We start from the raw sequence: 26,445 nt of genomic DNA, 5'->3' as shown, positions 1-26,445 counted from the left end.
TTCAGAAAGCAGTCATTGCGAGGAGGCACGACGAAGCAATCCTTCCTCCCAAGGCACAACGACACAACAACCACTAACCGAAAACTCCCCAAGCTATACCAGCAGCAACTCCGACCAATCGGGATTCACTGCATTCACCGCGTCCAGCTTCTTCTGCCGTGAACCAGCCTTCAGTTGCTTTTCCCGCGCAATGGCTGCTTTTGCATCTGGGTATTTCTCGAAGTGGACGAGCTTATTGACGTTGTAGCGTTTAGTAAAGCTTTTGTGCTGGCCTGTTCGATGCTCGGCTACCCGGCGGGTTAGGTCGTTAGTGACGCCGGTGTAGAGCACGGTGTGATTCTGATTCGTGAGGATATAAACGTAATAGAGGTGCATAATTATTTCGGTTAGTGCTTCTCGTACCGTCGTGCCACGAGGGGAAGGATTGCTTCGTCGTGCCTCCTCGCAATGACAGCGGGGTTCACCGCCAGCTTGCGTCCTCGCCCCTATAAAATATTCTCGTCCGCGAAGCTGTAGTAGCCGCGGTCGGTGTAAATGAGGTGGTCGAGCACAGGCAGGTCGAGGAAACCGCCGGCTTCCTTGAGCTTTTTGGTGAGCAGGATGTCGGCGGCGGAGGGCTGGCGGTTGCCGCTGGGGTGGTTGTGGACGAGGATGATGCTGCTGGCCAGCTTTTCCAGGGCCTGCTTAAAAATCATCTTTGGGTCGGCCACGGTGCCGGCCACGCCGCCGCTGCTGATTTTCTCCTGCCGCATCACCACGTTGGCCCGGTTGAGCATAATCACCCAGAACTCCTCGTGGGGCAAGTCCTGCAGGTGGGGCCGGATTAGGTTGTAGATGTCGGTGGAGCAGGTGATGGTGACGCGCTCCGAGGCGGCCGTTTCCTTGCGCCGCCGGCCCAGCTCCAGCGCCGCCACGATGGTTATGGCCTTGGCCTCGCCGATGCCTTTGTGGCGCATCAGCTCTTTCACTGACAGCTTGGCCAGCTCGTTGAGGTCGTTGCCGGTGGCGGCCAGGATGAGCTTGGCCACGTCGACGGCCGAGAGCTTAGTAGTGCCCGAGCCGAGCAGAATGGCCATCAATTCGGCGTCGGAAAGGGCGGCGCGGCCCTTGAGCAGCAATTTTTCGCGCGGGCGGTCCTCCTCGGCCCAGCTCTTGATGCTGAAGCTTTGCGGCACTTGGTAGGCGCTGCGCGGGGTCTCTTCCTCCGCCAGGATGTCAAACGAATTCATAGGGCACTGGAATTGTTATGGCGTATCAAGTAAAGTAAAATTCCGGCTCGTGCGTCTACCCGCGCAGCCCTGCGGCCGTAACCAAACGCCCCTCGGCCGGTTTGCCCCCTACCTATGTCTCGAAGCTTGTTTCCGTTTCTGTTTTTGGCCTTCGTCGTATTCGGCGAATGGTATGGTTTTCAGGCCGTGCGCACCATGGTGCAGCACGCCGAGCCGAATACGCGCCGCCTCGTCACGGCCCTGTACTGGGTGCTGACGGTCGTAATCTGGGGCCTGGGCATCTGGGCCATGAACTCGCGCCGGGAGCACGCCTCCTACAAATCCTACTTCGGCGGCCTGCTGCTGGCCATGGTGGCTGCCAAGTTGGTCGTGGTCATTCCCCTGCTGCTCGAAGACGTGGTGCGCCTGGGCCGCTGGGCCCTGCAACTGGGCTCTTCGCCGGCCGGCAACGCGGGCCGCTCCATTTCCCGCTCCGAATTTCTGAGCAAAGCGGCCCTGGTGGCCGGCGCGGTGCCCTTCGTGTCCTTGCTCTGGGGCATGGTGAAGGGCGGTACCGACTACACCGTCAAGCGCGTGGTGCTGCGCTTCCCCAACCTGCCCGCTTCCTTCGACGGCTTCAAGCTGCTGCAGATTTCCGACCTGCACACTGGCTCGTTTCAGTCGAAAGAGCCGCTGCAGCGCGCCGTGGAGCTGATCAATAAGCAGGGCGCCGACCTGGTCTTCATGACCGGCGACTTGGTCAATAACTACGCCCACGAGGTGGAAGAGCACATCGACACGCTGGCCGGCATCAAATCCCAGCTGCCCATCTACTCCATTCTCGGCAACCACGACTACGCCGACTACGTGCAGTGGGACAGCCCCGCGGCCAAGGCCGACAACCTGGCCCGCCTCAAGCGCAACCACGCCCAAATCGGCTGGGAGCTGCTGCTCGACGAGGCCCGCACCGTGGAGCGCGGCGGCGAGAAAATCAGCATCCTGGGCGTGCAGAACTGGGGCGCCCGCGGCTTTGCGCAGTACGGCAACCTCCCGAAAACCCACGCCGCCGCCGACCCGGCGGCGCCCTTCAAGATTCTGCTCTCGCACGACCCTTCGCACTGGGACGGGCAGGTGCATGAGTACCCCGACATCGACCTGACCCTTTCGGGCCACACCCACGGCATGCAGTTCGGCGTGAACCTGCCGTGGATGAAGTGGAGCCCGGTGCAATACGTGTACAAGCAGTGGGCGGGCCTCTACCAGCGCGGCAAGCAGTACCTCTACGTCAACACCGGGCTGGGCTTTATCGGCTACCCCGGGCGGGTGGGCTTTTTGCCCGAAATAACGGTGTTTGAACTGCGGCGGGGCTGATAACCACGGCAGTATGTAACGATTCCGCGAGGGCGGCGTACAAGGCGACAGGACAATTCCTCCGGGTTTTGTCCTGTTCTGTTTCTGACTTCTCCCAAGACACCGTCATTTCCCATGAAAAAGTACCTCATGTTGCTCTCGTGCGCCGGTGTGCTCACGATGGCATCTTGCTCGCAGGATAAATCGGCCGATACGGCCACGACGACCGAAACTACCACGACCACCTCGACCGACGCCGCTGGCTCGGGCAGTGCCGCCATGGGCGGGTATTCGGATGCCGACTACAACAGCCGCGCCGACCGCATTGCGGGCGACATGGCCACCAAAATGAAGCTCGACGAGGCCACCCGCGCCAAGGTGCGCACGGCCTACTACAACCGCTCGAAGCGCCTCGGGGAGCTGCACAACCAATACGCCAACGACACGACCGGCATGGCTGCCGCCATGCGCAGCGTGTATTCGGATACCGACACGGAGCTGAAATCGGTGTTTACCGACCCGGCCCAATACTCGACCTACGAGAGCAGCCGCGACGAATACATGGAGGACCGCTACATGACTGCGCCCAATAGCATGTCGGACGGTTCCAGCATGAGCTCGGACGGTTCGATGAGCGGCGACGCCTCCACGGGCACCGACGGCTCGATGTCGTCGGACATGAACTCGACCACCACGACTACCACGACCGAGGAAACCAGCTCGGCGGCAGCCGGTACGGGCATGGCCGTTGAAAAAGCCAAGATCAAAGACGCCGCCGGCAACAAGCTGAAGGTAAAAGACAACGGCAAGGTGAAAACCAAAGCCGGGGACTAAACGCCGAGTGTTTCGGCGCGTTAGTCGATGATTTTCCCGGAAAGACCGCACGGCTGACAACCGCTGCGGTCTTTTTTTGTCTCCTTGCGCCGGGGCTTGCCTACTTTGCACCCGGTTTTGGTGTTGTTGCGCTGCATGATTGCCTGTTTGATTCGTTTTAAGACTATGGGGAGCGGCGGGGCCGTGCTGTTGCTGAGCCTGCTGCTGGCCCTGCCCGCCGCCGCCCAAAAGCGCCTGGTGCGCGTAACCGGCTCGGTGAGCGAGCGGCAGACGCGCAAGCCCATCCCCGGCGCCAGCGTCATCAACCTGAGCACCCGCCGCGGCGTGGTGGCCGACGAGCAGGGCGACTTCGACATCAAAGTCAACAGCACCGATACGCTGGAATTCCGGGCCGTGGGCTTTCAGCCCTACCGCCTGCCCCTGGGCGACACCGGCCTCTCGCAGCTCATCGTGCAGGTGAAGCTGGACCGCGCCAGCGTGCAGCTCACCGGCGTGACCATCCGCGAAGGCCGCCCCAACGACCAGACCATTGCCCGCGCCCTGCGCAACGTGCGCCGGCAGGCCCCGCCGCCCAACGCCGTCAAGCGCGCCCCCCGGCCCCAGCCCCTGTTCCCGGTCGATTCGGCCGCGCCCAAGGCCCCGGTGGCAACGCTGCAAAACCCCATCAGCATGCTCTACGACCAATTTTCGCGCGAGGGGGCCCAGCGGCGCAAGCTGGAGGAAATCGAGGAGGAAAAGCGCGTGGAAGCCGAAATAGCCCGCCGCCGCGCCTACAACCGCTATTTCCGCATCAACAAGGGCTACGAAGTGGAGCGCGACTCCTCCCGCCGGCCGGTCACGGCGCCGTGGCAGCTGCCCTCGTCGCCGCCCGCCGTGCCGGTGCAGCCGGTGCAGCCGCCCGCCGGGGCGCTGGCGCCCAAGCCGTAGCCCGGCGCCCCGGGCCGAACCCGACCGGGCGTGGCGGCGTAAGCCTAGCTTATGAGAATCGGGTATCCCTGCGTCAACGAGTCGCTCGACTGCACTTCCACCAGCACGTTCCGGCTGGCCTCGTACTCCGATGAGCGCGTGGTGCAGGCCGTCGGCAACAATCTGGCCTGCCTGCAGCGCATTCTGGAGTACAACGTGCAGCACAACCTGCGCTTTTTCCGCATCGGCTCGGGCATCGTGCCGTTTGGCTCGCACCCCGTCAATACCTTTCCCTGGCAGACGCATTTTGCCGCCGAGTTTCGGGCCATTGGCGACTACATCAAGGCCCACGACTTGCGCGTGTCGTTTCACCCCGACCAGTTTGTGGTGCTCAACTCGCCCGACGCGGGCATTGTGCAGCGCAGCATCGACGAGCTGGTGTACCAGGGCTCCATGCTGGATCTGATGGGCCTCGACGGCACAGCCAAGCTGCAGATACACGCCGGCGGCCTCTACGGCGACCGGGAAGGCGCCCTCGCCCGCTGGATTGCCACCTACAAAACCCTGCCCGACGCGGTGAAGCGCCGCTTGGTGGTCGAAAACGACGACCGGCTCTACTCCCTGCAGGACTGCCTGCGCCTCTACGACGCGGTGGGCGTGCCCGTGCTCTTCGACAACTTCCACCACGAGTGCCTGAACAGCGGGGAGCCCATGCCCATGGCCCTGCAACTAGCCGCCGCCACTTGGCACCCCACCGAGGACGGTCCGCTGATGATTGACTACAGCTCGCAAGCTCCCGGGGAGCGGAAGGGCAAACACGTCAACACCATGCAGGAAGACCTGTTCCGAGCTTTTGTGGAAGATCTGCGCGGCATCGACGCCGACATCATGCTCGAAATCAAAGACAAAGAAGCCAGTGCCCACCGCGCCTGCGCCATCCTCACCGGCCTGGGCCGCATCGTTCCCGTTTCCACTCCTGCCCTCTGAGTTATTCCCCTATGGCCTCCTCTCCTTCCGTCACCGCCGACCTACTCGCCGACACCATCCACGCCCTGCAAAGCGGGCTGACTTCCCTGCCGCTCAGCCAAGCCATGGACACCACCGAAGCTTGGCAGCAGCAATTCCTGCAAAGCGGCATTCCCGAACTGCAGGACATTGCCCGTGAAATCGGCAACCTGCAGTCCTTGCTCACCAGCCAGCCCCTCGACGGACCCTCGTTGGGCCGTTCCCTGGGCATGCTCGGCGCTCAAATCAGCGACCTGCTGCCCCACGCTCCCGAAGACCGGAAGCTCGGCCTCTCGCAGCTGAGCACCTTGCTGCTGCGCATCGGCGGCGAGTTGGAAGTCGATAACAACGGCCGTTAATCTTCGCCAACGGCTGCCCCATCCGTCGTTGCAAGCAAGCCCGCCGGTGACGCTGGTTCGCTCTGCAGTTATTGCGAGCGAACCGAAGGTCGACGTAGTCAAACGCGGCACCCGCAGGAAGGCGTAGCCAATCCTTCCTCCAGGAGCACGACGGCCTAACTGGCAGAAACCAAAACCGGCCCCGCCCAAAACCAGCATCTGCAGGTTTGGGCGGGGCCGGTTGCGGTTAGCAGGTATCGCGTCGGCGATGCTACTGGAGGAAGAAGTTCTTCGACTACCCCTCGCAATGACGATGGGGTGAGGCGTAGCCTTTCCTGGCAATAGCGGCTAGGGCAGCCACTATTGCTTTGCCAGCACGCTTAAATCACCGCGTCATACTGAGCTTCGGCCTCGACGGGAATTTCCACGCCGGCAAAGGCTTGGGCGAGGTCGGCCATCAGGTCGTGCGGGTCTTCCACGCCGATGCTCAGGCGCACCATGCTGCTGGTGATGCCCATGTCGCGCTGGGTGGCCGGTTCGATGTCGGAGTGCGTCATGGTGGCCGGGTGTTCGGCCAGGCTTTCCGTGCCGCCCAGGCTCACGGCCAGCTTGATGAGTTGCAGCTTGTTGAGGAAGGCAAAGGCTTCGGCCTCGCCGCCGCGGATGTCGAAGGAAATCATGGAGCCGGGCGAGAGGCACTGCCGGCGGTAGATGTCCTGCTGGGCCGGGTTGTCGTCGAGGTGGCCGAGGTAGTAGGTGCGCGTCACCTGCGGATGCTCACGCAACCAATCGGCAATGATCTGGGCCGAGTGGGCGGCGCGCTCCATGCGCAGCTTCAGCGTTTCGAGGCTGCGCATGAGCATCCAGCCGGTGTTCGGGTCGCACATGGTGCCCATGAAGGTTCGCATGGCCCGTACTTCCTTCATCAGCGCCTTGGTGCCCAAGGCCGCGCCGGCAATCAGGTCGGAGTGGCCGCCGAGAAACTTCGTGGCCGAGTAGATAACCAAGTCGGCACCGTGCTTGAGCGGGTGCTGAAACACCGGCCCGAGGAAGGTATTATCGACCACCACGCGGCAGGGCCGCTCGGCCGAGCCGGCCCGGCGGGCGGCGGCTACGCAGGCGTCCAGGTCCACGAGGTGGTTGGTGGGGTTGGCAGGCGTTTCCACGTAAAGCACGGCCAGCTTCTCCCCTAGCGCCTCTGCGCGGGCCAGCAGCTCGTCGGCGGGCAGGGTGGGCGAAAAGCCTTCGGCGGTGATGCCGAAGCGCGGCAGCACGTTCTTGAGAAAGAAATCGGTGCCGCCGTACACCGGCTCGGCGTGCAGCACCACGTCGCCGGGCTTGAGCAGGGCCAGCAAGGACGTGCTGATGGCGGCCATGCCCGAAGCAAACGCGGCGGCGTCCTCGGCGCCGTCCCACAGGGTGAGGCGGTCCTCCAGAATTTCCAGCGAGGGGTTGTTCAGCCGCGAGTAAATCAGGCCCATTTCCTCTTCGGGGGCGGGCTGGCGCAGGCCGTAGGCCAGTTCAAAAAAGGCCTTCCCTTCCTCGGCGCGGTTGAATACGAAGGTCGAGGTCTGGAAAATGGGGCACTTGATGGCGTTTTCGCTCCACTCGGGGTTGAAGCCGTAGCTCATCATCAGGCTCTCAGGCTTCAGGGTGCGCCCGTTGAGCTCCGCTTGCTTGCGTAGTTCTTTTACTTTCATGGGGGTGGGAGGGGAAAATGGCAGTCCACGAAGGTAGAGATTTGCCCCAACCTGGACCCGAACGTTCGTTCGGTTGCCGTGTCACCTCGCACCAGCCTTGGTTACGACTACGCACGCATGAGCGGCTTGTATGCGCCGCGTAGCAACGCGGCGCCGAAAAACAAAAAACCCGCCCTGTGCAATACAGAGCGGGTATCAGTGGAGCTGCAGGGAGTCGAACCCTGGTCCAGACAAGGAAGACGACGAGCTTTCTACGTGTGTAGCTATGCTTGTTTTTTCGAAGCAACCGAGGCGCACATCAGGCCTATGGGTTACCCTTATCTGCTAGAGTTTCGCCTTGGCGTCGCAGCGCCACCAAGACTATCCTAATACTTTCGACACCCCGGACTCACCCGTGAAAAGGAAGACGGATGCGGGATGATGGCTAGTGCTTAGTACCTAGACTAGGCAGCCATGGCGTACGAGTAGTCGCCAGTTGTTTTTCGGATGATTTTTTGGCGGGAGATTCGTCCAACTCCCGACACGCTTACTCGTGACTTGCACGAGCTGTCAATTCCGGTCAGCCCCAAATGTGTAAGAACGATGCCCCGGCGAGCGGAGCGGGCTGCGAAGGTAGCGCAACCAGCGTAATAACGGTGAACCAGGGCCGAAAAGTTTCCCCGGAACGGGCAAGGTGTTACCCGTACTTGCCCGTTCCGGGGGAGAACAATCAGCTCAAGGCCGGGGCTTTGCCGGGCAGCGCCGGCCGCCCGGCGCCGGCCGCAGCCGGCCAGAACGCGCGGAAAGCCATGTAGAGGGCCAGCGGCGCCTCGATCAACAGCACCAGCTTGCGCCCCCAGCCGCTGCGCACCAGCAACTCCACTAGGCTCGGGTCGGCGGCGCCGAAGCTACCGGCGGGCAGGCGGGCCAGCAGCCCCAAGGCCCACACCACCACGTGGCAGATCAGCGCGGCCCACAGTACCCCACGCGGCACCGAAGCGGGCAGCAGCCACACCAGCGCCAGCAGGGCCGCCGTTTGCACCCCCGACAGTACGGTGAGCAGCAGAGCGGTATTGTCGGTGCTGGCCATCTGCCAAGCGGCCAGATCAGCCGCGCTCAGGTAAGAGCTGACGTCGGAGGCGCTGCGCAACTCCGCCCATTCGGTGAAAATGGCGACGCCCAGGCAGTAAATCGTCAGCAACACGTAAGCGAGCAGCAGTCCGCGGGAAAGCGTAGAGGTTGCAGTCATTGTACGAGGGTTAAGGGTCCGGCTATCAGCTACCTGCCACCGCAGCAGGCTTACTGATCATCCACGGATAATATAGCTAAACTAGAATTATAATGCAAGCTAAAATTGACATAATTATATCATATCCTTTCACGAGTTGTCATTCTGCTATCATTTATCCCCCTTCGCTACTAACTCATGCGTTGAGTTTATGCTTCACATCCTTTTAGAGCATGCTTTGAGTAGAGGTTTGGCCTGGATTCAATCCGGCGGCCGCTAAGCGGTTCTGCGCCTGGATCAGATTGTCAGGCCGCCACCGAGCACTAGCACGCAAGAAGTCCCGCCAAGCTCGGCATGACAGCCGGAGGGCAGTTTCCGCGAAATCCAGCCCCGCGCTTAGAAACCAGCGGCCGGCTGGCCCCAAAGCAGCCTGCGCGGGCAAGGCCACCAGCCCACGGCCGGGCTTGCGTCCGCCCGAACTTTCCTTTCCCGGCCCGCCTTTTAGGGGTATCTTTGTGGCTAGGAGTTATGGAGAATTTTGTCGTTTCGGCCCGCAAGTACCGTCCCGCCACGTTCCGCAGCGTGGTTGGGCAGCAGCACGTTACCACCACGCTGCAGAACGCCATTGTGACCGGCCACTTGGCCCAGGCGTTCCTGTTTTGCGGCCCCCGCGGGGTGGGCAAAACCACCTGCGCCCGCATTCTGGCCAAGACCATCAACTGCACGAACCTCACCCCGGAGGCCGAGGCCTGCAACGAGTGCGACTCCTGCCGCGCCTTCAACCAGAGCGCCTCGTTCAACGTGCACGAGCTCGACGCGGCCTCGAACAACTCGGTGGAGGACATTCGCTCGTTGGTGGAGCAGGTGCGCTACGCCCCGCAGCAGGGCCGCTACAAGGTGTACATCATCGACGAGGTGCACATGCTCTCGAATGCGGCCTTTAACGCCTTTCTGAAGACGCTGGAGGAGCCGCCGGGCTACGCCATCTTCATCCTGGCCACCACCGAGCGGCACAAGATCATTCCGACGATTTTGTCGCGCTGCCAGATCTTCGACTTCAACCGCATCAAGCTCGACGACATCGTCGGGCACCTGAACTACATTTCGGGCCAGGAGCAGGTGACGGCCGAAGAGGACGCCTTGCACCTCATTGCCCAGAAAGCCGACGGCGGCTTGCGCGACGCGCTGAGCATTTTCGACCAGATGGTGACCTTCTCGGGCCATCGGCTGAGCTACCGGGCGGTGGTACAAAACCTGCACGTACTCGACTACGAGTACTATTTCCGCCTCACCGACTACTGCCTGCAGCAGGACCTGAGCCAGACGCTGCTGCTGCTCGACGAGGTGGTGCAGAACGGCTTCGACCTGCACCAGTTCGTCATCGGCGCGGCCGAGCACCTGCGCGGGCTGCTGGTGTGCAAGGACCCGCAGACGGTGCAGCTGCTGGAAGTATCGGAGGGTCTGCGCCAGCGCTACGCCGACCAGGCCCGGCAGGCGCCGCTGAGCTTCCTGGTGACCGGCCTGAACCTGCTGAGCCAGTGCGACCGGGACTTCAAAGCCGCCAAAAACCAGCGCCTGCACGTGGAGCTGATGCTCATGAAGCTGGCCTACCTGCGCAACGCGGTGCAGCTCACCCAGGAAATGATAGCCTCGGCCGGTAACGGCGAGGCTAAAAAAAAAACTGACGGTGTAGCCGCGGCAGCTGTTGCTCCGGCCGCTACCAGCTCAAACGGCACCGGCAGCTACGCGTCTTCTCACGGCGCCGCCGCTCCGGCCACCAACGGTAACTCCCCCACCCCTGCCGCTCCGGGGCCGCGCGTGGCGCAGCCGGTAGCGGGCAATCAGCCCCTGGCCCACGCCCCGGCCGCGCCCGAAGCCATGGTGCCGGTGCAAAGCGGTGTGGAGGAGCTGCACCCGACGCCCAGCATCGAAAACGAGGTGGAGGAACGGCCCTCGACGCGCCGGCAGCTGGTGGATACGTTGCCGCACGTGGATGCCGGCCGTCCCAGCGTGGCCGGTCACGAGCCGGGCAGCCGCCCCTTGGTGGCTAACCCCGACCCGCTGGCCTCTGCCCCGGGCAGCGCCCGGCCCCAGGCCAAACCGCTGGCCATTCCGAAGCTGAACCTGCAGGCGCTGAAAAACCAGGCCACGCAGCGCCAGGAAACCCAGGCCGCCGTGCTGGAAGAGGAAGCCGCAGCGCCCGTCACCGGCACCATCGACCAGCAGCGCCTGCAGCAAGTGTGGCGCGAGCTGGCCGAGGCCAGGAAGGAAATCAGCATGAGCGAATTTACCATCCTGAACCGCCCAGTACAGGCCGACGCCGAGCACGTCATCCGCCTACACTTGGAAAACACGGTGCAGCTCGACCAATTCAACGCGTTCAAGCCGGAGTTTATCATGGCCCTGCGCCAGCGCACCGGCTACAAAAGCCTTACTATTCAAACCGAAGTGACGCATCAGGAGCAGAACGCCATGCGCCTGTACACCTCCTCGGACCGCTTCGAGTACCTGGCCCAGAAATTCCCAGTGCTGCTGGACATGAAGCAGAAGCTGGGCCTGGACACGGATTTCTAGGGCCGGCTCACCCCACTGTCGTTGCGAGCGAAGCGCAGCAATCGGTCCTCTACCACGGGCTGACGAATCAATACCAACCGCCCGAAACTGTAGCTGCAGTTTCGGGCGGTGCCGTTTTTGGGCAGTAGCTACTGAAGCGTTTCTGCTGCTGGAGGAAGGATTGCTTCGGCCACGCCTCGCAATGACTACCAGTGCTGCCAGCAACTGCTGCCGTCTGCAAACAGCCCCCGGGCAACTCCTGGCGCGTTGCCGGTGTTCTTCTCGCCTAGCTACCTTTGGCTTCGTCCCTACTGAACCGTTGCTATCCGTGAAAAAACCTTTGCTGCTCCTGCTGCCCGCCATGGCCGCGCTGGGGCTGACCACCCAATGCCAGTCGAGCAAGCCGGCGGCTACGGCCACCGCGCCGGCCACGCAGGCCCCTGCCGCCGCCGAGGCGCCCAAGGCCAAGGAATACAAGTACACCACCGTCGAGGGCGACCCGCTCAAGACGCGCATCTACACGCTGGACAACGGCCTGACGGTGTACCTCTCCGACTACGACGACGCCCCGCGCATTCAGACCTACGTGGCCGTGCGCGCCGGCTCCAAAAACGACCCGCACGACGCCACCGGCCTCGCGCACTACCTGGAGCACATGGTGTTTAAAGGCACCTCGCGGCTGGGCGCGCAGAACTTCGCCGCCGAGCAGCCCGAGTTGGCCAAAATCGAGGCGCTGTACGAGCAGTACCGCGGCACCCGGGATGCGGCGCTGCGCAAGAAGTACTACCACCAGATCGACTCGATTTCGGGCGTGGCGGCGAAGTACGCCGTGGCCAACGAGTACGACAAGCTGATGGGCGCCATCGGGGCCAAGGGCTCCAACGCCTACACCTCGGTGGAGCAGACGGTGTACCAGGAGGACATTCCCTCTAACCGCGTGGAGCAGTGGGCTTCGGTGCAGGCGGAGCGCTTCGGTGAGCTGGTGCCGCGCCTGTTCCACACCGAGCTGGAGGCCGTGTACGAGGAGAAAAACCGCGGCCTCGACAACGACTTCAGCAAGGAGTTTGAGGCCCTGAACCGGTCCCTGTTCCAGAAGCACGAGTACGGCACGCAGACCACCATCGGCACCATCGAGCACCTGCAGAACCCGTCGATTACGGCCATCAAGGCCTATTTCGACAAGTACTACGTGCCCAACAACATGGCCATTGCCATGAGCGGCGACCTGGACTTCGACCAGACCATCCGCACCATTGACCAGTACTTCGGCAAGCTGAAAAACAAGCCGGTACCGGCCTTCACGCCCGCCCAGGAAGCCCCGCTTACCGCCCCCATCGTGACGGAGGTGAAAGGCCCGCAGGCCGAAAACGTGATGGTAGGCTTCCGCTTTCCCGGCACCACGACCCCGGACGCACTGGTGCTGCGCATGATCGACAAGATCTTGACCAACGGGCAGGCCGGCCTCATCGACCTGAACCTGAACCAGAAGCAGGCCGTGCTCGAAGCGCAGAGCTTCGCCGACTTCAACAACGACTACTCCACGCACGTGCTCTTCGGCACGCCGCGCCAGGGCCAGACGCTCGACCAGGTAAAGACGCTGCTGCTGGCCCAGCTCGACAAGGTGAAGAAGGGCGACTTCCCCGACTGGCTCATCCCGGCCATCATCAACAACGAGCAGCTGCAGCGCACCAAAAGCTACGAGAGTAACGAGGCCCGCGCGGGCGCCTTCGTGTCGGCCTTCGTGGCCCGCGAGGACTGGAAAGACTACTTGCAGCAGTTCGAGGACTTTGGCAACATCACCAAGGCCGATGTGATGCGCGTGGCCAACCAGTACTACGGCCCCGGCTACGCCCTCATCTACAAGCGCACCGGCAAGGACACCAGCACGCCCAAGGTCATCAAGCCGGCCATTACGCCGGTGCCGGTGAACCGCGACGCCGCCTCAGACTATTACAAGCAAGTAGTGGCCCTGCAGGCGCCCGAGCTGCAGCCCGTGTTCCTCGACTATAAGAAGGACATCCAGCAAACCGAGCTTAAGCCCGGCCTGCCGCTGTACTACACCAAGAACTCGGAAAACAACCTGTTCTCGCTCTTCTACGTGCTCGACATCGGCACCAACAACGACCCCAAGCTGGGTCTGGCTGCCGACTACCTCAAGTACCTGGGCACCGGCAAGTACTCGGCCGCCCAGCTGCAGCAGGAATTCTACAAGCTCGGCTGCTCCTTCGACGTGAGCAGCAGCCCCGACCGCGTGTTCGTCAGCCTCAGCGGCCTCGACAAGAACATGGAGCCGGCGCTGCAGCTGTTTGAGCAGCTGCTGAACAACCCCACGCCCGATGCGCAGGCGCTGAAGGACATGGTGGCCGGCGTGCTCAAAAACCGCCAGGACGCCAAGCTCAACAAGGGCGTCATCCTCAGCCAGGCCATGCTGAACTACGTGAAGTTTGGCCCGAAGAATCCCTTCACCAACATCGTCAGTGCCCAGGAGCTGAAGACGCTCAAGCCCCAGGAGCTCATCAGCCGCATCAAGCAGCTGGAGACGTACCAGCACCGCGTGCTCTACTACGGGCCGCGCTCCGTTAGCAACGTTACCATTTCGGCCGCCAATAAAACCGGCCGCACGGCCTCGGCTGCCGTGGCCCTTTCGGCCGACGCTGGCATCACCGAAATGCTGCTGACGCTGCACAAAACGCCCGCCCAGCTCACTCCCACCCCGCCCGCCAAGGACTTCGCCGAGCTGCCCTTGAAGGACCGCCGCGTTTACTGGACCGACTTCAACATGGTGCAGGCCGAAATTCTGTTTCTCTCGCGCGGCGACGCCTACGACAAGGCCCTGGTGCCCACGGTAAGCCTCTACAACGAGTACTTCGGCGGCAACATGGGCAGCATCGTGTTCCAGGAGCTGCGCGAGTCCAAGGCCCTGGCCTACTCCGCCACTTCCCGCTACGCCAACGCCGACAAAGCAGGCCGCTCCAACTACCAGCTCAGCTACATCGGCACCCAGGCCGATAAGCTGCCCGAGGCCATGGCCGGTATGGAGACGCTGCTCAACGACATGCCCATGGCCGAGGCCAACCTCAACATTGCCCGCCAAAGCATCCGTAACAGCATTGCCACCGAGCGCATCACCAAGTCCGACGTGCTCTTCGCCTACGAGCGGGCCAAGCGCCTCGGCCTCGATTACGACCTGCGCCGCGACGTGTACGAGCAGACGGCCAACATGAGCCTCTCTGACCTGAAGAAGTTCCAGGAAGCCCGCGTGAAAGGCCGCCCCCAAACCGTGCTCGTCATCGGCTCCAAGGACCGCCTCAACTTCAAGGAGCTAGCCAAGTACGGCGAAGTCAAGCAGCTCACTTTGAAGGAAATCTTCGGGTATTAAAACGGCAGTGTGAGGTAAATACCGTCATCCTGAGCGCAGCGAACCGAAGGTCGGCGTAGCCAAGGACCTTCCTCCAACCCTGCACCAACTGAGAAGCGCAGCTACCAACGCCCAATCGTCCGGGCCGCGGTGGCTGCGCTTCTGCATTGATGCGCTCGACCGAAAAAGCGTCTGCACTTCGTAGGTAATGGCGGTGCAGGGTTCGGGGAAGGTCCTTGGCTACGCCGACCTTCGGTTCGCTGCGCTCAGGATGACCGTTGAGTTTTCTTCATCCCAGAATCGTCAGGCTCTCCCTCAGTAGAGGGGGCCGGGAGGTGGGGTGCGCATATACGACATTTTTTCCAAACACTTGTTTCCCCCCGTTTTTAGTCGGTGCTTTGCATCCTATTTCGCCCCGGGTACGTCCCACTGCCCGCCCGAAATAGCTATTTCACCCCAACCACAACCCACTAACCCCCGCGTCATTTCCTGACAACGCATCATATGGCTGACCAGAAAATTACCATCAAGAACGGCAAACTCAACGTTCCTGACCGCCCCACCATTCCGTTCATCGAAGGCGACGGTACCGGTCCCGACATTTGGGCCGCTTCGGTACGCGTATTCGACGCAGCCGTCGAAAAAGCCTACGGTGGCGCACGTAAGATTGAGTGGAAAGAAGTACTGGCCGGCGAAAAGTCGTACAAGCAGCTCAACAACTGGCTCCCCAACGATACCCTGGATGCCTTCCGCGAATACCTCGTGGGCATCAAAGGCCCGCTGACCACCCCCGTGGGCGGCGGCATCCGCTCCCTGAACGTGGCCCTGCGCCAGGAGCTGGACCTCTACGCCTGCGTGCGCCCCGTGCGCTGGTTTGAGGGCGTGCCCTCCCCGGTGAAGCACCCGGAGCTGACCGACATGGTCATCTTCCGCGAAAACACCGAGGACATCTACGCCGGCATCGAATACATGAACGGCACCCCGCAGGCCCAGAAAATGCTGGAATTCCTGCAGGACGAGATGGGCGTGAAGAAAATCCGCTTTCCCGAAACCTCCTCCTTCGGCATCAAGCCGGTGTCGAAAGAAGGCACCGACCGCCTCGTGCGCGCCGCTATCAACTATGCCCTGGAAAACAAGCGTGAGTCGGTGACGCTCGTGCACAAGGGCAACATCATGAAGTTCACCGAGGGCGCCTTCAAGCAGTGGGGCTACGAGTTAGCCGAGAAGGAATTCGGCGACAAGGTGTTCACCTGGGCTCAGTTCGACAAGCTGGCCGCCAAGCACGGGCAGGACGCCGCCAACGCCCACATGAAGAACGAGCTGGCCTCGGGCAAAATCCTCATCAAGGACAGCATCGCCGACGCCTTCCTGCAGCAGATCTTGCTCCGCCCCGCCGACTACGACGTGGTAGCCACCCTGAACCTCAACGGCGACTACATCTCCGACGCCCTCGCGGCCATCGTGGGCGGCATCGGCATCGCGCCGGGCGCCAACATCAACTACCTCACCGGCCACGCCATCTTCGAAGCCACCCACGGCACGGCGCCCAAGTACGCCGGCCAGGACAAGGTGAACCCCGGCTCGGTCATCCTCTCCGGCGCCCTCATGCTGGAGTACATGGGCTGGCAAGAAGCCGCCGACCTCATCTACAAAGGCCTCGAAGCCGCCATTGCCGCCAAGCGCGTGACCTACGACTTCGAACGCCTGATGGAAGGCGCCACCCTCCTGAAGACCTCGGAGTTCGGCGACGAGATTATTAAGAACATGTAATACTTTGGCTTAGGCCACAACAAAACCCCGCGTTGGTGCAAGCCGGCGCGGGGTTTTGTTTTGTGCTCAACGGCAATTGCCACGTATTCTTATACCCACGATTATGCAAGTCCTTTACTATTCAAACCGCTGCTGCCGGCTTATGGGCGGCCTGTCGTTATTGGCGTTAAGCAGCTGCTGCGATTGTTTTGATGAGAGCATTGACCATCTGCGCTTTAAATTCGACGCGGATAGTTTAGGTCAAGGTTTCCGTCAAGAAGAAGTTCGGGGCGCTTATCTGATCCGTTACACTGATTCCAAGGCCACGCACTTGCTGGACACTGTGCGGCAGTCCCGCAGGTATCCTCCGGCGTCTGACTCGTCCTATTTTCAGGTCATCTACATTCCCGGCGCCTTCATCAACTATTCCTTTCGTTTGGTTGGCAATGTCTCCACGCCTTCCGGGGAGACGATTAGAAGCTACCGGGTGGTGGTGCCAGCGGCTGGCGTAAGCCATGCCATTACGGATATCGACGTAGTCACCAGAAGCTCAAACCTGCCCCTGAGTTGTGGCTGCCAATCCATCAAACACAAAAGCTTCCTCTTGAACGGGGAGAAAGTCGATTTGAAGCAGGATGAAAGCCGAGAAACCGTCTTGAGCAGATAGCCTTGCTTTTCGTTCGACGGGTGCGAGTTTAGCGCAGCGTAACACGTGCCCCGTCTTGGTGGATGTGCCTCTCTTCGCCTCAATGAATTTCCTCCGCAAGCTATTCGGCCCGAAGAGGCCCCACCTCGGTTCCCTGCACTTCGATACGCTAGGCTGGCCCTTGCGCGACCAAAGCACCCGCCACCGCACCTGGGAACACCCCACGGACCCGGCCCTGCTTTCCGTCGACTTCTTTGAGTTGCCCCCCGACCTGCCGCACGGGCTGGACCCCTCAACTTTGCGTAGCCTCTTTCGCAAAAGCCTCAGTCAGCAGGAGGGCGGGCTTCTTGAGGTATCACGTGGGTTGGTGGGCACCCAGCCGCTGGTACGCACGCTGTTCAAGTTACGCCAGCAGCCATCGGGCATGGGTTACGTCGGTTCGCTGATACTGCCTTTCCAGGACTGTAGCTACGTGGTGAAAGTACAAGCCTGGGAATCTGGCATGACTGGCTTGCGTGAGTCCTTCGTCGCCGAACAGCTGATGCAAACCGGTCAGCTCCAACTCACCGAGGAGGGCTACAGCGGCTGGTTCGCCGACCCCTACGACCCGTATTATACCCTTGGCACCCTTATGAACCGCGCCGAGCAGCCCGAGTACGACGACCAATTCCCCGGCCACCCGCTGACGCTGGTCCGCCAGTCCCTGCGTGTGCTAGAGGCCAGTCTACAACTGCAACCAGAGCTGCTAACCGCTGCACCATTCTAAGGGCGCGACAGCAGAAATAAAGCAGGGCATTCCACCTCACAGAATGCACCGCCCAAAAATTTGTTGAACGCCCCGCCTCCCAAGGTGATGGACCGGGAGGTGCCGTACCGCTCCCTCGAACACATAGATGTTGCCGTTGGGGTGCGCTACCGCTCCCTGCTGGGCGCGGGCCGTGCCCATGCTGGCCACTGTCGGCCAAGTGGCCGTAGTGCGGGCCAGCAGGAGGGCCGTTGTGGTCGGGGCGCGGGCCGTAGGGGCCGTGCCCGGGCGGTTCAGGGTAGGATCCTGAGCCAGCAGGCGGCTACTCAGCAGCAAGCCCGGCCACAGCCCAGCAACACGTGTGCGTGGGTGCATGTAAAACAAAATCAGGCGGATACCCGAGCCCCGGCGCGAAGCTCCCATCCGGCGTGCAGGACGCCATATGTTCAACCGCCAGCCCCTGGTTTGGCTAGGTAACCCGCCAACGGCAGCCGCGCCCGTTCCGCAGCCGGAGCACGGCGCCGAACAAGAGCTGCGGCATACCTGCTGGCCCGTCAACACCGGCATGTTGCTCCGCCTGCGCGGCTGAACGCCCCGGCCAGGCAGTCCGCAATTAGTTATACCATTCATCCAAAAACCATAAAAATCACGCAATTTTAGACACCCATTTTACCACCCACTGCATGCCCCACCCTTACTCCTTCTTCGGCCGAGGCGCCTTCGCCCTGGCGCTACTGCTTTGGGCCAGCCTGACGGCCCGCGCCCAGTTTGTCAGCACCGCGCCGGTGCAGGACGGCGTCATCAACAGCGGCGAATACCCCGCCCAAAGCGGTAGTTGGTCCGTGGCCTGGGACGACACCTACCTCTACGTGGCCAAAACCGGCGGCGCCACCGACGAGCCCGTGTACCTCTACCTGGACGTGAACCCCACGCTGCCGGCCAACGTCATCAACGCCAGCTACGGCAGCATCAACGGCACCACCGACTACGGTACCACGCCCGCCCTGCCCTTCCGCGCCGAGGTGCGCGTGTACTGGCAAGACACCTACATCGAGTTTCGCAGCACCAACGGCAGCGGCGGCTGGTCGGCGCCCTCGACTACTGCCGCCGACATTTCCCGGGGCTCGTCCGGGGGTACGTCGCGGGAGATGCGCCTGCGCTGGGCGGCATTGCCGGGCCTGAGCGCCCGGCCCAGCGCCTTCAACTGGCTGGGCTACGAAGCCACCACTGGCTCGCCTTACTTCATCTACGATCAGACGCCCAACCTTAACCCCGCCGGCAACAACGGGGCCACTCCGGCCTTGTCCTACTATTACACCGTCAGCAGCACGGCCAGCGCCAGCGCGGTAGACCCGTTTAGCCGCACCAGCTATACCTTCCCCGGCGGCACCGTTACCAACTTCGGCGCCATTTCCGTTTACGACTTCTCGCTGAACACGCTCGGCGGCAGCATCACCCGCAGCAGCGGCGCCGGCGGCGCCTGGACCGTGGCCAATACCCTCTCGATAGCCAGCGGCACCCTCGACTTCGGCAGCAGCAGCACGCCCATTACCGTCCACAACCTCGCCACGGGCACCCTCGCCACCCTGCGTCTGTCCTCCGTCATCGGCGGCGACGTGAACGTGAGCGGCAACTTCATCAGCACCGGCACCTTTCAGCCTAACAACCGCGCCGTGCGACTCACCGGCAACGGCGCGCAGCTCGTCAGCGGCCCCAGCCTGGCCTTCGACTACCTGACCGTAGCCGGCAGCGGCACCAAGACCCTGCTGGCCCCGGCCTCTTCGAACCAGAACCTGATTTTCCAGGGCGGCATTCTGAGCACGGGCCCCAACACGTTTACCCTCAACGGCAACGCTACGCTGACCGAAACCACCAGCAGCTACCTGCTGGGCAAGCTGCAGATGAACCGCGACCTGACCCAGGCCGGCACCACCTATACCTACCCCGACGGCCTGCAGCTCACGCCCCAGGCCGCTCCCCTGCCCGGGCCCACCACCGCCCTGCGCACCACCGGCACGGCCGTCACCGGCGCCGACAACAACGCCAGCAGCCTGCGTCAGTACCAGCTGACGGCCGCCACCAGCACCGGCCTGAGCTACGACGTGGTGTTCCCCTACCGCGACGTGGAAATTGGCAGCACCCCACTCACGAATCTGGCCCTGTACTTCTCGCCCTCCGGCAGCAGCCCCTGGCAACCCCTGCCCCTGGCCACCGTCGACGGCGCGGCGCGCACCGTGAGCCGCAACGGCCTCACGGACCTGGGCACGCTCACACTCGGCAACTCTTCGGCCCCGCTGCCCGTCACCTTGCTCGGCTTCTCGGCCGCGGCGGCGGGACCCAACGCCGTGGCCCTGCGCTGGAGCACCGCTCAGGAGCTGAACAACGCCGGCTTTGAGGTGCAGCGCTCGGCCGATGGCCGCGGGTTTGTCACCGTCGGCCGCTTGGCCGGGGCCGGCAGCAGCAACACGGCCCGCAGCTACCAGTTCCGCGACGCGGCCGCGCCCCGCGCCACCGCGCTCTATTACCGTCTGCGCCAGCTGGACGCGGACGGCACGGCCGCGTACTCGGCCGTGGCGATGGTGCCCGCCGCCGGCGCCGGCTTGCTTCTGCTGCCCAACCCCGCCCACGATTGGCTGAGCGTGACGGCGCCCGACGCCTCCGCCGACCAAATGGCTACCGTGCTCGACCCGCAGGGCCGCGTGCGGCTGCGCGCCCCGCTCAGCAGCGGGCAGGTCCGCCTGCGCGTGGCCGAGCTGCCCGCCGGGCTGTACGTGCTGCGCGTGGGTAGCCAAACGGCACGGTTCCTGAAGCAGTAGCCCGAAGTCATTGGGGCCGGCCAAGCAAGACGTTAGCTTGGCCGGCCCCAGCTTTTTTCCTTACGGCGCCCCGGAAATGGGGCGCCGTTTTTTGTATCCACCGCAGGCCGCCGGGAGGCGGCTAAACGGGCGGCTACTCAGGAGCGGTCCGCCGCCAGGCTTGAACAAATTGCGAAGTCTGCTACTTTTCGCTACAACTGCTCCGACTCCTGCCACCGCCTCCGCTAGCGCGCCGCCTCCGCCCCAAACTCCTCCAATCCCCATGGCCAACACCTTTCGGCGCATTTTTCAAGTTATCGACGGCGTTAAAAAGCTCGTCGGCGACGGATTCGACGTGTGCAGCCCCATGCCCGGCTCGCGCATCCGCCAGCTCAGCCCCTACTTGCTCATCGACCACACCGGCCCCATGCCCGTGCAGCCCACCGATACCCCGCTCGGCGCGCACCCCCACCCGCACCGCGGCTTTGAGACGGTGACGGTGGTGTACCAGGGCTACCTCGCCCACCGCGACACGGCCGGCCACCAGGGCCACCTCGGCCCCGGCGACGTGCAGTGGATGACCGCCGGGGCCGGCCTCCTGCACGAGGAAATGCACGAGCGGGAATTCTCGCGCCGCGGCGGCACGCTGGAGCTGATTCAGCTGTGGGTGAACGTACCCGCCAAAGACAAACTGGCCCCGGCCAACTACCAGGAGCTGCCCGCCACGGCTATTCCCAGCGTGCCCGTGGCGGGGAGCCCCGGCCGCATCCGCGTCATTGCCGGCGAGTATCAAGGCGTGCAGGGCCCGGCCCACACGTTTTCCCCGCTCATCCTGCTCGACGCGCACCTGCCCGAAGGCAGCGCCACCACGCTCCGCCTGCCGGCCGCCTACAACGTGGGACTCTACGTAGTGAAGGGCGACGTGCTCATCAACGAGCACCGGCCCGCCCACACCAAGCAGTTCGTTGTGTTTGGCTGGGATGCCCCCGACATCCGCCTCAGCGCGGCCGAGGACAGCATCGTGCTGGTGCTGGCCGGGGAGCCGATTGTAGAGCCGCTGGCGACCTATGGCCCCTTCGTGATGAACACCAACGAGGAGCTGATGCAGGCCATCGACGACTACGAAAACGGCCGCCTCGGCTCGTTCGACGACTAGCGGGCAACGTGGCCGCGAATCCGTGTTACCTTGAGGGCCGTTTCACCCCCAACGCCTTCCTGCCGTGGCCGCTCCGCAAGTCAACCGCGCCTTTATCTGGTTTATCATCGGCTTGGTGTTCATCACCATCGGCATGACCAAGCGCCGCAACCGGGCCTTTGCCGGCATCGGAGTGGCGTTTGTTGCCATAGGTTTCGTGCAGAGCCGCAAAAACAGCGCCCCGCCCGAGGCCTAAAAGCCTGGGTTGGTAATGCCCGCCCGCAGCACCCGCGCCGTCACCAGCAGCTGCCCGAGGTGGCGCATGGTGTGCTCGGCCGCGTGCGTGAGCAGCCCGATGATGGTCGACGGCAGCTGGGCCCGCCCCACGCCGCGCGCGGTGGTCAGCGTGGCTGGGTCGGTGGCACGTAGCTGGGCTAGGGCCCGGTCGACCTGCGCGTCGAAGGCCTGCAGCAACGCCGCGGGCGTTAAGTCGGCCTGCGCCTGCCCTTCGGCGGCCAGGTAGGCCTGTTGGGTTTCGCTCAGGAACTGGCAGCGGGCGTAGGTCAGCAGGCGGTCGAGCACGCCGGTGAGGTGCTGCAGGTGGAAGCCCACCGAGGCCACGCCGGCCGGCTGTTGCCAGAGCAGCTCGGCCGGGAAATCATCCAGGGCAGCGTGCAGCTCTTCGCGGGCCTGCAGCAGAGCGTGAGCTACGGGCTGCACCAAGGCCGGCATATCGGGCAGCGGGCCGCGCAGCCATACTTCGCGGGAATCGGGCGGAGTCGTCATACGGCCTTCAAACCACGCCACGGGCTGGATGTTGGCCGGAATGCAAAAAGCCTCCCCGCGTGGGGAGGCTTTTGCGCTTGTTGGATGGCTCAGTCCTAGGCCGTGGTGGCCGGCTCGGCGGCGTCCACGCACTCTTGGTACGCGGCTACCATGGCCGGGGAGCCGATGTAGAGCGGGCTGCGCTGGTGGAAATCCAGGGGCGGCACGTCGAGCACCGGGCCGTGCTCCCCGCGGGCCTGCCCACCGGCTTGCTCGATGAGGAAAGCCAGCGGGTAGCACTCGTAGAGCAGGCGCAGCTTGCCGTTGGTGTTCTTCGCGGTGGGCGGGTAGAGGTAGATGCCGCCGGTGAAGAGGTTGCGGTGGTAATCGGCCACCAGGGAGCCGACGTAGCGGCCGGCGAAGCGCTGCCGCTTGCAGTCGAGCAGGTAGGTGCGCACGCACTCGGGGTAGTCGAACCAGTTGCCCTCGTTGCAGGAGAAGGTTTTGCCCTGCTCGGGGATGGTAATGCTCGGGTGCGAGAGGAAAAATTCGCCCAACGAGGGCTCGTAGGTGAAGCCCGCCACGCCGTGCCCGGTGGTGTACACCAGCATGGTGCTGGAGCCGTAGAGGATGTAGCCAGCCGCAATCTGCTGGCGCCCGCCCTGCAGGAAGTCGGCGCGGGTAGCCTTGGAGCCCACCGGCGTCACGCGGCGGTAGATGGCGAAGATGGTGCCGATGCTGACGTTGACGTTGATGTTGGAGGAGCCGTCGAGCGGGTCGATGGCCACCACGTAGCGGCCGTGGTCGTTGCCGGTGTGGATGATGTCGTCCTCTTCCTCCGAGAGAATGGCGCAGGCCTGCCCACCGTTGCGCAGGGCGCGGATAAAGCGGATGTTGGCCACCACGTCGAGCTGCTGCTGCTCCTCGCCCTGCACGTTTTGCTGCCCGTAGGCGCCGGTGATGCCGGCCAGCCCGGCCCGGTTCACCTCGCGGTTGATGATTTTGCCGGCCAAGGCAATGTCGCGCAGCAGCTGCGACAGTTCGCCCGTGGCAAAAGCAAATTCGCTTTGCTTTTGCATGATGTAGCGCTCCAGGGTGGTGCCCACGGGCGAGGCAATGCTGGTGTCGGGCAGCGGCGGCTGCGGGGTCTGGTTGGTAGTGGTATTGCTCATGCGAGGGTGGGATTAACGGATGTAGGGGTTGGGGCAGAAACGCAGCGTGCCGAGCCCGCTGAAGGCGGCTTGCCGAACCAGGCTATTAGCAGCCTAATTACCAGCAAGTTCCCCAACATGCTCAGCACGACTGTTCTGCACTCTCCCGCAACGACCGGGAATGGCCCGGGTCGGTAGCTTGCACAGCCAAAATAGCGCCGGCCCGGCCACCCCAGTGTTGCGGGTCGCGGCCGGTGGAGGGGCCGCGGCATGGGTATTCGTCGGTTGATTAGCTCTTCGGCTCCGGCTGCTTCTGGCTCTGCCACAGCACCACTTGCCAGCCTTTCTTGCTGTCCTTGATCTGCACCACCACGTACTTGAGGTGGGCAATGTTGGGCGTGCCGTCGGGCTTGTTGGGCTGGTAGATGGTGATGGTGCCGTTGACCACGGCAGCCTTGCCGTCGTTGTAGGCGCGCACGTTCAGGGCCTCCACGTCAATCTTGTCGTACACGCTCTTGCCGTCGCGAATCGACTGAATGTAGTCGGGCTTGCCGTTCTGCTTGCCGTTGGAGTGGGTGTACACCAGGTCGTCGGCGAAGACCTTCTCCAGGAAGGCGTAGTCTTTCTTCACCTGCGCCTCGAAGCGCTGCCGCTCCAGGGCTTCGACTTCCTTGGCAGCCGCCGCGTCCTTGGCGTTGGGCTTGCCGTCTTTGCCGTGAATGGTGGTGAAGGCCGCGAGTCCCAAGATGAGCAAGGTGGCGATGGAAAAAGAGAGGATTCGTTTCATGGGAAGAACCATAAGGGCGTCATGTCGAGCTTGTCGAGACATCTCGCGCGCTAACATCCGCGGGTATTGTCATGCTGAGCGAAGTCGAAGCACCTCTACCGAACAACACAACGAAGCGGTAGAGATGCTCTGACAAGCGCAGCATGACGTTCTTTTAATAACGCTAGGCCGCCGGCCCGTCGAGCTGGATGGGCTTCATGCGCGGCACCAGGAAGTGCATCAGAATCCAAGCCAGCAGGTAAGCGCCGCCGCAGATCCAGAACATGATGAAATAGGCCTTGTCGAGCTGCCCGATGCTTTCGTAGTACACGAACATGCGCTTCTGCACCAGGGCCGAGAGCAGAATGCCGCCCAGGCCGCCGGCCATGCCGCCGATGCCCGTCACCGAGGCCACGGCCCGCTTCGGGAACATGTCCGACACGGTGGTAAAGATGTTGGCGCTCCAGGCCTGGTGGGCCGCCGCGGCAATGCCAATGACGATAACCGCCAGCCACATGTTCACGCTGCCCGCCTGCTGGGCAATGACAATCGGGAACACGCACAGGGCAATGAGCAACATCGAAGTCTTGCGGGCCTTGAAGGGCGCCCAGCCGTTCTTGATGAAGTTCATCGGAATCCAGCCGCCGCCCACGCTGCCCACGCTCGACATCACGTACACCAGCGCCACCGGCAAAGCCACTTCGGTGCCTTTCAGGCCGTACTGTTTGTTGAGGAAGTCGGGCAACCAGAACAGGTAAAACCACCAGATCGGGTCCGTCAGGAATTTGCCGAGCACGAAGGCCCAGGTCTGGCGGAAGGTCAGCAGCTTAAACCACGACACCTTGGGCTCGGTGGTGATGGAAGCCGCCGCGAGGTCGTCCACGTCGCTGTGGATGTACTCAAATTCAGCTTTGGAGAGCTTGGCGTGCTTGGCCGGTACTTCGTAGAGCACAAACCACAAAACCAGCCACACGAAGCCCAGGGCGCCGGTGATGATGAAAGCCCACTGCCAGCCGATGGTTTCGGCAATCAGCGGCACCGTGAGCGGGGCAATGATGGCGCCCACGTTCGAGCCGGAATTGAAAATGCCGGTGGCCAGGGCCCGCTCCTTCTGCGGAAACCACTCAGCGGTGGTTTTGATGGCCGCCGGGAAGTTACCGGCCTCCGTCACGCCCAGAAAGGCGCGGGCTACGCTAAAGCCCATGGTGCTCGTAACGAAGGCGTGGCCGATGGCTGCCAGGCTCCACAGGAAGGTCGACAATGCGTAGCCCATCTTGGTGCCCAGCTTGTCGATGACGCGGCCCACGCCCAGCATGCCCAGCGAGTAAGCCAGCTTAAAGGCAATTTCGATGTCGGCGTAGTCGCCGGCGTTCCAGTTGAAGACCTTCTCCAGGTAGGGCTTCAGCAGGGAAATAACGGCGCGGTCGAGGTAGTTGACCGTGGTGGCGAAGAACACCAGGCCGCAGATGGTCCAGCGGTATTTGCCGATAGGGCCCAGCGGCTGAACCGGAGTAGTGGCGGCCGTGGCCGCCGGGGTGGCTGTTGGCATGCGCTACTTCTTTACGGTGTCCACGAATGCCATCAGCTCGGCGATGCGCTGGCCAAGGGCTTCCAAGTCGCTGCTGTCCTTGAAGAGCTGCGAGCCCATGCCCACGGCGCTTACGCCGGCGCCAAACCAGGCGCCCAGGCTTTCGGTGGTCGGCTCCACGCCGCCCGTCACCATGATTTTCACCTTGGGCATGGGGCCGTGCACCGCCTTGATGTAGTCGGGGCCGAGCACGCCGGCGGGGAATATTTTCACCATGCCAGCGCCCAGGCGGGTGGCGTGGAAGATTTCGTTCAGGGTCATCACGCCGGGCACCCAGGCAATGTCGTAGTGGCGGCAGATGGCGGCCACGTCGGCAGTGGTGATGGGCTGCACCACGAAGTCGGCGCCGGCCAGGATGAAGGCCTCTGCGTCCTTGGCGTTGTAAATGGTGCCGATGCCCAGCAGCATGTCGGGGCAGTTGTCGCGCACGTAAGTGCGCAGCTTGCTGAACACCTCGAAGGCGTTGTCGCCGCGGTTGGTGAATTCGAACACGCGGATGCCGCCGGCGTAGCAGGCCGAAATGATGTTCTGCGCGTGCTGCACGTCGGCGTGGTAGAACACCGGCACCACCGGCGCCTGCAGCACGCGGCTGAGCACTTCTTTGGAAGCTATTTGCGGAGCGTTATCGGTATCGAAGGGCATACGG

The 26,445-nt window shown here is 63.1% G+C and carries 22 protein-coding genes and 1 other RNA gene; 13 read left to right on the top strand and 10 right to left on the bottom strand.

The genetic code is table 11. The annotated features are described in order from the left end of the window. Window positions 1–93: 93 nt before the first annotated feature. Complete coding sequence (locus LJ737_RS12570; protein WP_227766176.1) at window positions 94–375, bottom strand: GIY-YIG nuclease family protein; 282 nt, start codon at window positions 373–375, stop codon at window positions 94–96. Between the two features lie 110 nt (window positions 376–485). Then, window positions 486–1,229: a RadC family protein gene (gene radC / locus LJ737_RS12565; RefSeq protein WP_227766174.1), complete on the bottom strand. Its 744-nt coding sequence runs from the start codon at window positions 1,227–1,229 to the stop codon at window positions 486–488. Between the two features lie 114 nt (window positions 1,230–1,343). Between radC and LJ737_RS12560 the strand changes: the two genes are divergently transcribed. The 5 genes from LJ737_RS12560 (at window position 1,344) to LJ737_RS12540 (ending at window position 5,662) form a co-directional block, all read left to right on the top strand. Beyond that, entirely contained in the window at window positions 1,344–2,579 is a 1,236-nt protein-coding gene (locus LJ737_RS12560; protein WP_227766172.1) for a metallophosphoesterase, read from the top strand. Between the two features lie 114 nt (window positions 2,580–2,693). Then, window positions 2,694–3,392, top strand: a complete 699-nt coding sequence (locus LJ737_RS12555) for a hypothetical protein (protein WP_227766170.1) — start codon at window positions 2,694–2,696, stop codon at window positions 3,390–3,392. A 147-nt stretch (window positions 3,393–3,539) separates the two neighbouring features. Further along, window positions 3,540–4,319: a carboxypeptidase-like regulatory domain-containing protein gene (locus tag LJ737_RS12550; protein WP_227766167.1), complete on the top strand. Its 780-nt coding sequence runs from the start codon at window positions 3,540–3,542 to the stop codon at window positions 4,317–4,319. Between the two features lie 51 nt (window positions 4,320–4,370). Further along, the gene (uvsE, locus tag LJ737_RS12545) at window positions 4,371–5,285 is read left to right on the top strand and encodes a UV DNA damage repair endonuclease UvsE (RefSeq protein WP_227766166.1); all 915 of its coding nucleotides are present in this window, start codon (window positions 4,371–4,373) and stop codon (window positions 5,283–5,285) included. An 11-nt stretch (window positions 5,286–5,296) separates the two neighbouring features. Beyond that, entirely contained in the window at window positions 5,297–5,662 is a 366-nt protein-coding gene (locus LJ737_RS12540; protein WP_227766163.1) for a hypothetical protein, read from the top strand. A gap of 359 nt (window positions 5,663–6,021) precedes the next feature. Here the strand turns inward: LJ737_RS12540 and LJ737_RS12535 are convergent, their stop codons facing one another. From LJ737_RS12535 to LJ737_RS12525, 3 genes are all read right to left on the bottom strand, one after another. Further along, window positions 6,022–7,341: a cystathionine gamma-synthase family protein gene (locus tag LJ737_RS12535; RefSeq protein WP_227766162.1), complete on the bottom strand. Its 1,320-nt coding sequence runs from the start codon at window positions 7,339–7,341 to the stop codon at window positions 6,022–6,024. Between the two features lie 196 nt (window positions 7,342–7,537). Further along, window positions 7,538–7,908, bottom strand: a transfer-messenger RNA (tmRNA) gene (ssrA, locus tag LJ737_RS12530). 142 nt (window positions 7,909–8,050) lie between these two features. Continuing rightward, a complete protein-coding gene (locus LJ737_RS12525; protein ID WP_227766160.1) occupies window positions 8,051–8,569 on the bottom strand; it encodes a hypothetical protein in 519 nt (172 codons plus the stop codon). Between the two features lie 507 nt (window positions 8,570–9,076). On the opposite strand from LJ737_RS12525, the gene LJ737_RS12520 reads away from it, so the two are divergent. The 8 genes from LJ737_RS12520 to LJ737_RS12485 all read left to right on the top strand — a co-directional run bounded on the left by LJ737_RS12520 (window position 9,077) and on the right by LJ737_RS12485 (window position 21,785). Continuing rightward, window positions 9,077–11,122 (top strand): DNA polymerase III subunit gamma/tau, encoded by a 2,046-nt coding sequence (locus LJ737_RS12520; protein ID WP_227766159.1) that lies wholly within the window; start codon window positions 9,077–9,079, stop codon window positions 11,120–11,122. A 307-nt stretch (window positions 11,123–11,429) separates the two neighbouring features. Then, window positions 11,430–14,480: a M16 family metallopeptidase gene (locus tag LJ737_RS12515; RefSeq protein WP_227766157.1), complete on the top strand. Its 3,051-nt coding sequence runs from the start codon at window positions 11,430–11,432 to the stop codon at window positions 14,478–14,480. Between the two features lie 483 nt (window positions 14,481–14,963). Then, on the top strand, window positions 14,964–16,229 hold the full coding sequence (icd, locus tag LJ737_RS12510; protein ID WP_227766154.1) for an NADP-dependent isocitrate dehydrogenase: 1,266 nt from the start codon (window positions 14,964–14,966) through the stop codon (window positions 16,227–16,229). Between the two features lie 103 nt (window positions 16,230–16,332). Further along, a complete protein-coding gene (locus tag LJ737_RS12505; protein ID WP_227766152.1) occupies window positions 16,333–16,875 on the top strand; it encodes a hypothetical protein in 543 nt (180 codons plus the stop codon). 82 nt (window positions 16,876–16,957) lie between these two features. Beyond that, window positions 16,958–17,620: a hypothetical protein gene (locus LJ737_RS12500; protein WP_227766150.1), complete on the top strand. Its 663-nt coding sequence runs from the start codon at window positions 16,958–16,960 to the stop codon at window positions 17,618–17,620. A 662-nt stretch (window positions 17,621–18,282) separates the two neighbouring features. Continuing rightward, window positions 18,283–20,415: a T9SS type A sorting domain-containing protein gene (locus tag LJ737_RS12495; RefSeq protein ID WP_227766148.1), complete on the top strand. Its 2,133-nt coding sequence runs from the start codon at window positions 18,283–18,285 to the stop codon at window positions 20,413–20,415. A gap of 262 nt (window positions 20,416–20,677) precedes the next feature. Then, entirely contained in the window at window positions 20,678–21,550 is an 873-nt protein-coding gene (locus LJ737_RS12490; protein ID WP_227766146.1) for a pirin family protein, read from the top strand. A 64-nt stretch (window positions 21,551–21,614) separates the two neighbouring features. Beyond that, window positions 21,615–21,785 (top strand): hypothetical protein, encoded by a 171-nt coding sequence (locus tag LJ737_RS12485; protein WP_227766144.1) that lies wholly within the window; start codon window positions 21,615–21,617, stop codon window positions 21,783–21,785. Here LJ737_RS12485 and LJ737_RS12480 read toward each other — a convergent pair. From LJ737_RS12480 to LJ737_RS12460, 5 genes are all read right to left on the bottom strand, one after another. Further along, window positions 21,782–22,315, bottom strand: a complete 534-nt coding sequence (locus tag LJ737_RS12480) for a DinB family protein (RefSeq protein ID WP_227766143.1) — start codon at window positions 22,313–22,315, stop codon at window positions 21,782–21,784. The genes LJ737_RS12485 and LJ737_RS12480 overlap by 4 nt on opposite strands. A 95-nt stretch (window positions 22,316–22,410) precedes the next feature. Next, the gene (gene fbp, locus LJ737_RS12475) at window positions 22,411–23,466 is read right to left on the bottom strand and encodes a class 1 fructose-bisphosphatase (RefSeq protein ID WP_227766141.1); all 1,056 of its coding nucleotides are present in this window, start codon (window positions 23,464–23,466) and stop codon (window positions 22,411–22,413) included. Between the two features lie 268 nt (window positions 23,467–23,734). Further along, a complete protein-coding gene (locus tag LJ737_RS12470) occupies window positions 23,735–24,232 on the bottom strand; it encodes a nuclear transport factor 2 family protein (RefSeq protein WP_227766139.1) in 498 nt (165 codons plus the stop codon). 163 nt (window positions 24,233–24,395) lie between these two features. After that, window positions 24,396–25,760 (bottom strand): MFS transporter, encoded by a 1,365-nt coding sequence (locus LJ737_RS12465; RefSeq protein WP_227766136.1) that lies wholly within the window; start codon window positions 25,758–25,760, stop codon window positions 24,396–24,398. A gap of 3 nt (window positions 25,761–25,763) precedes the next feature. Next, window positions 25,764–26,441: a beta/alpha barrel domain-containing protein gene (locus tag LJ737_RS12460; RefSeq protein ID WP_227766134.1), complete on the bottom strand. Its 678-nt coding sequence runs from the start codon at window positions 26,439–26,441 to the stop codon at window positions 25,764–25,766. Window positions 26,442–26,445: the final 4 nt, after the last annotated feature.

The sequence above is a fragment of the Hymenobacter sp. 15J16-1T3B genome (assembly GCF_020711235.1).
Classification (GTDB): domain Bacteria; phylum Bacteroidota; class Bacteroidia; order Cytophagales; family Hymenobacteraceae; genus Solirubrum.
Note: the sequence above shows the minus strand (reverse complement) of the source record. Positions and strands in the feature narration are given on the sequence as shown.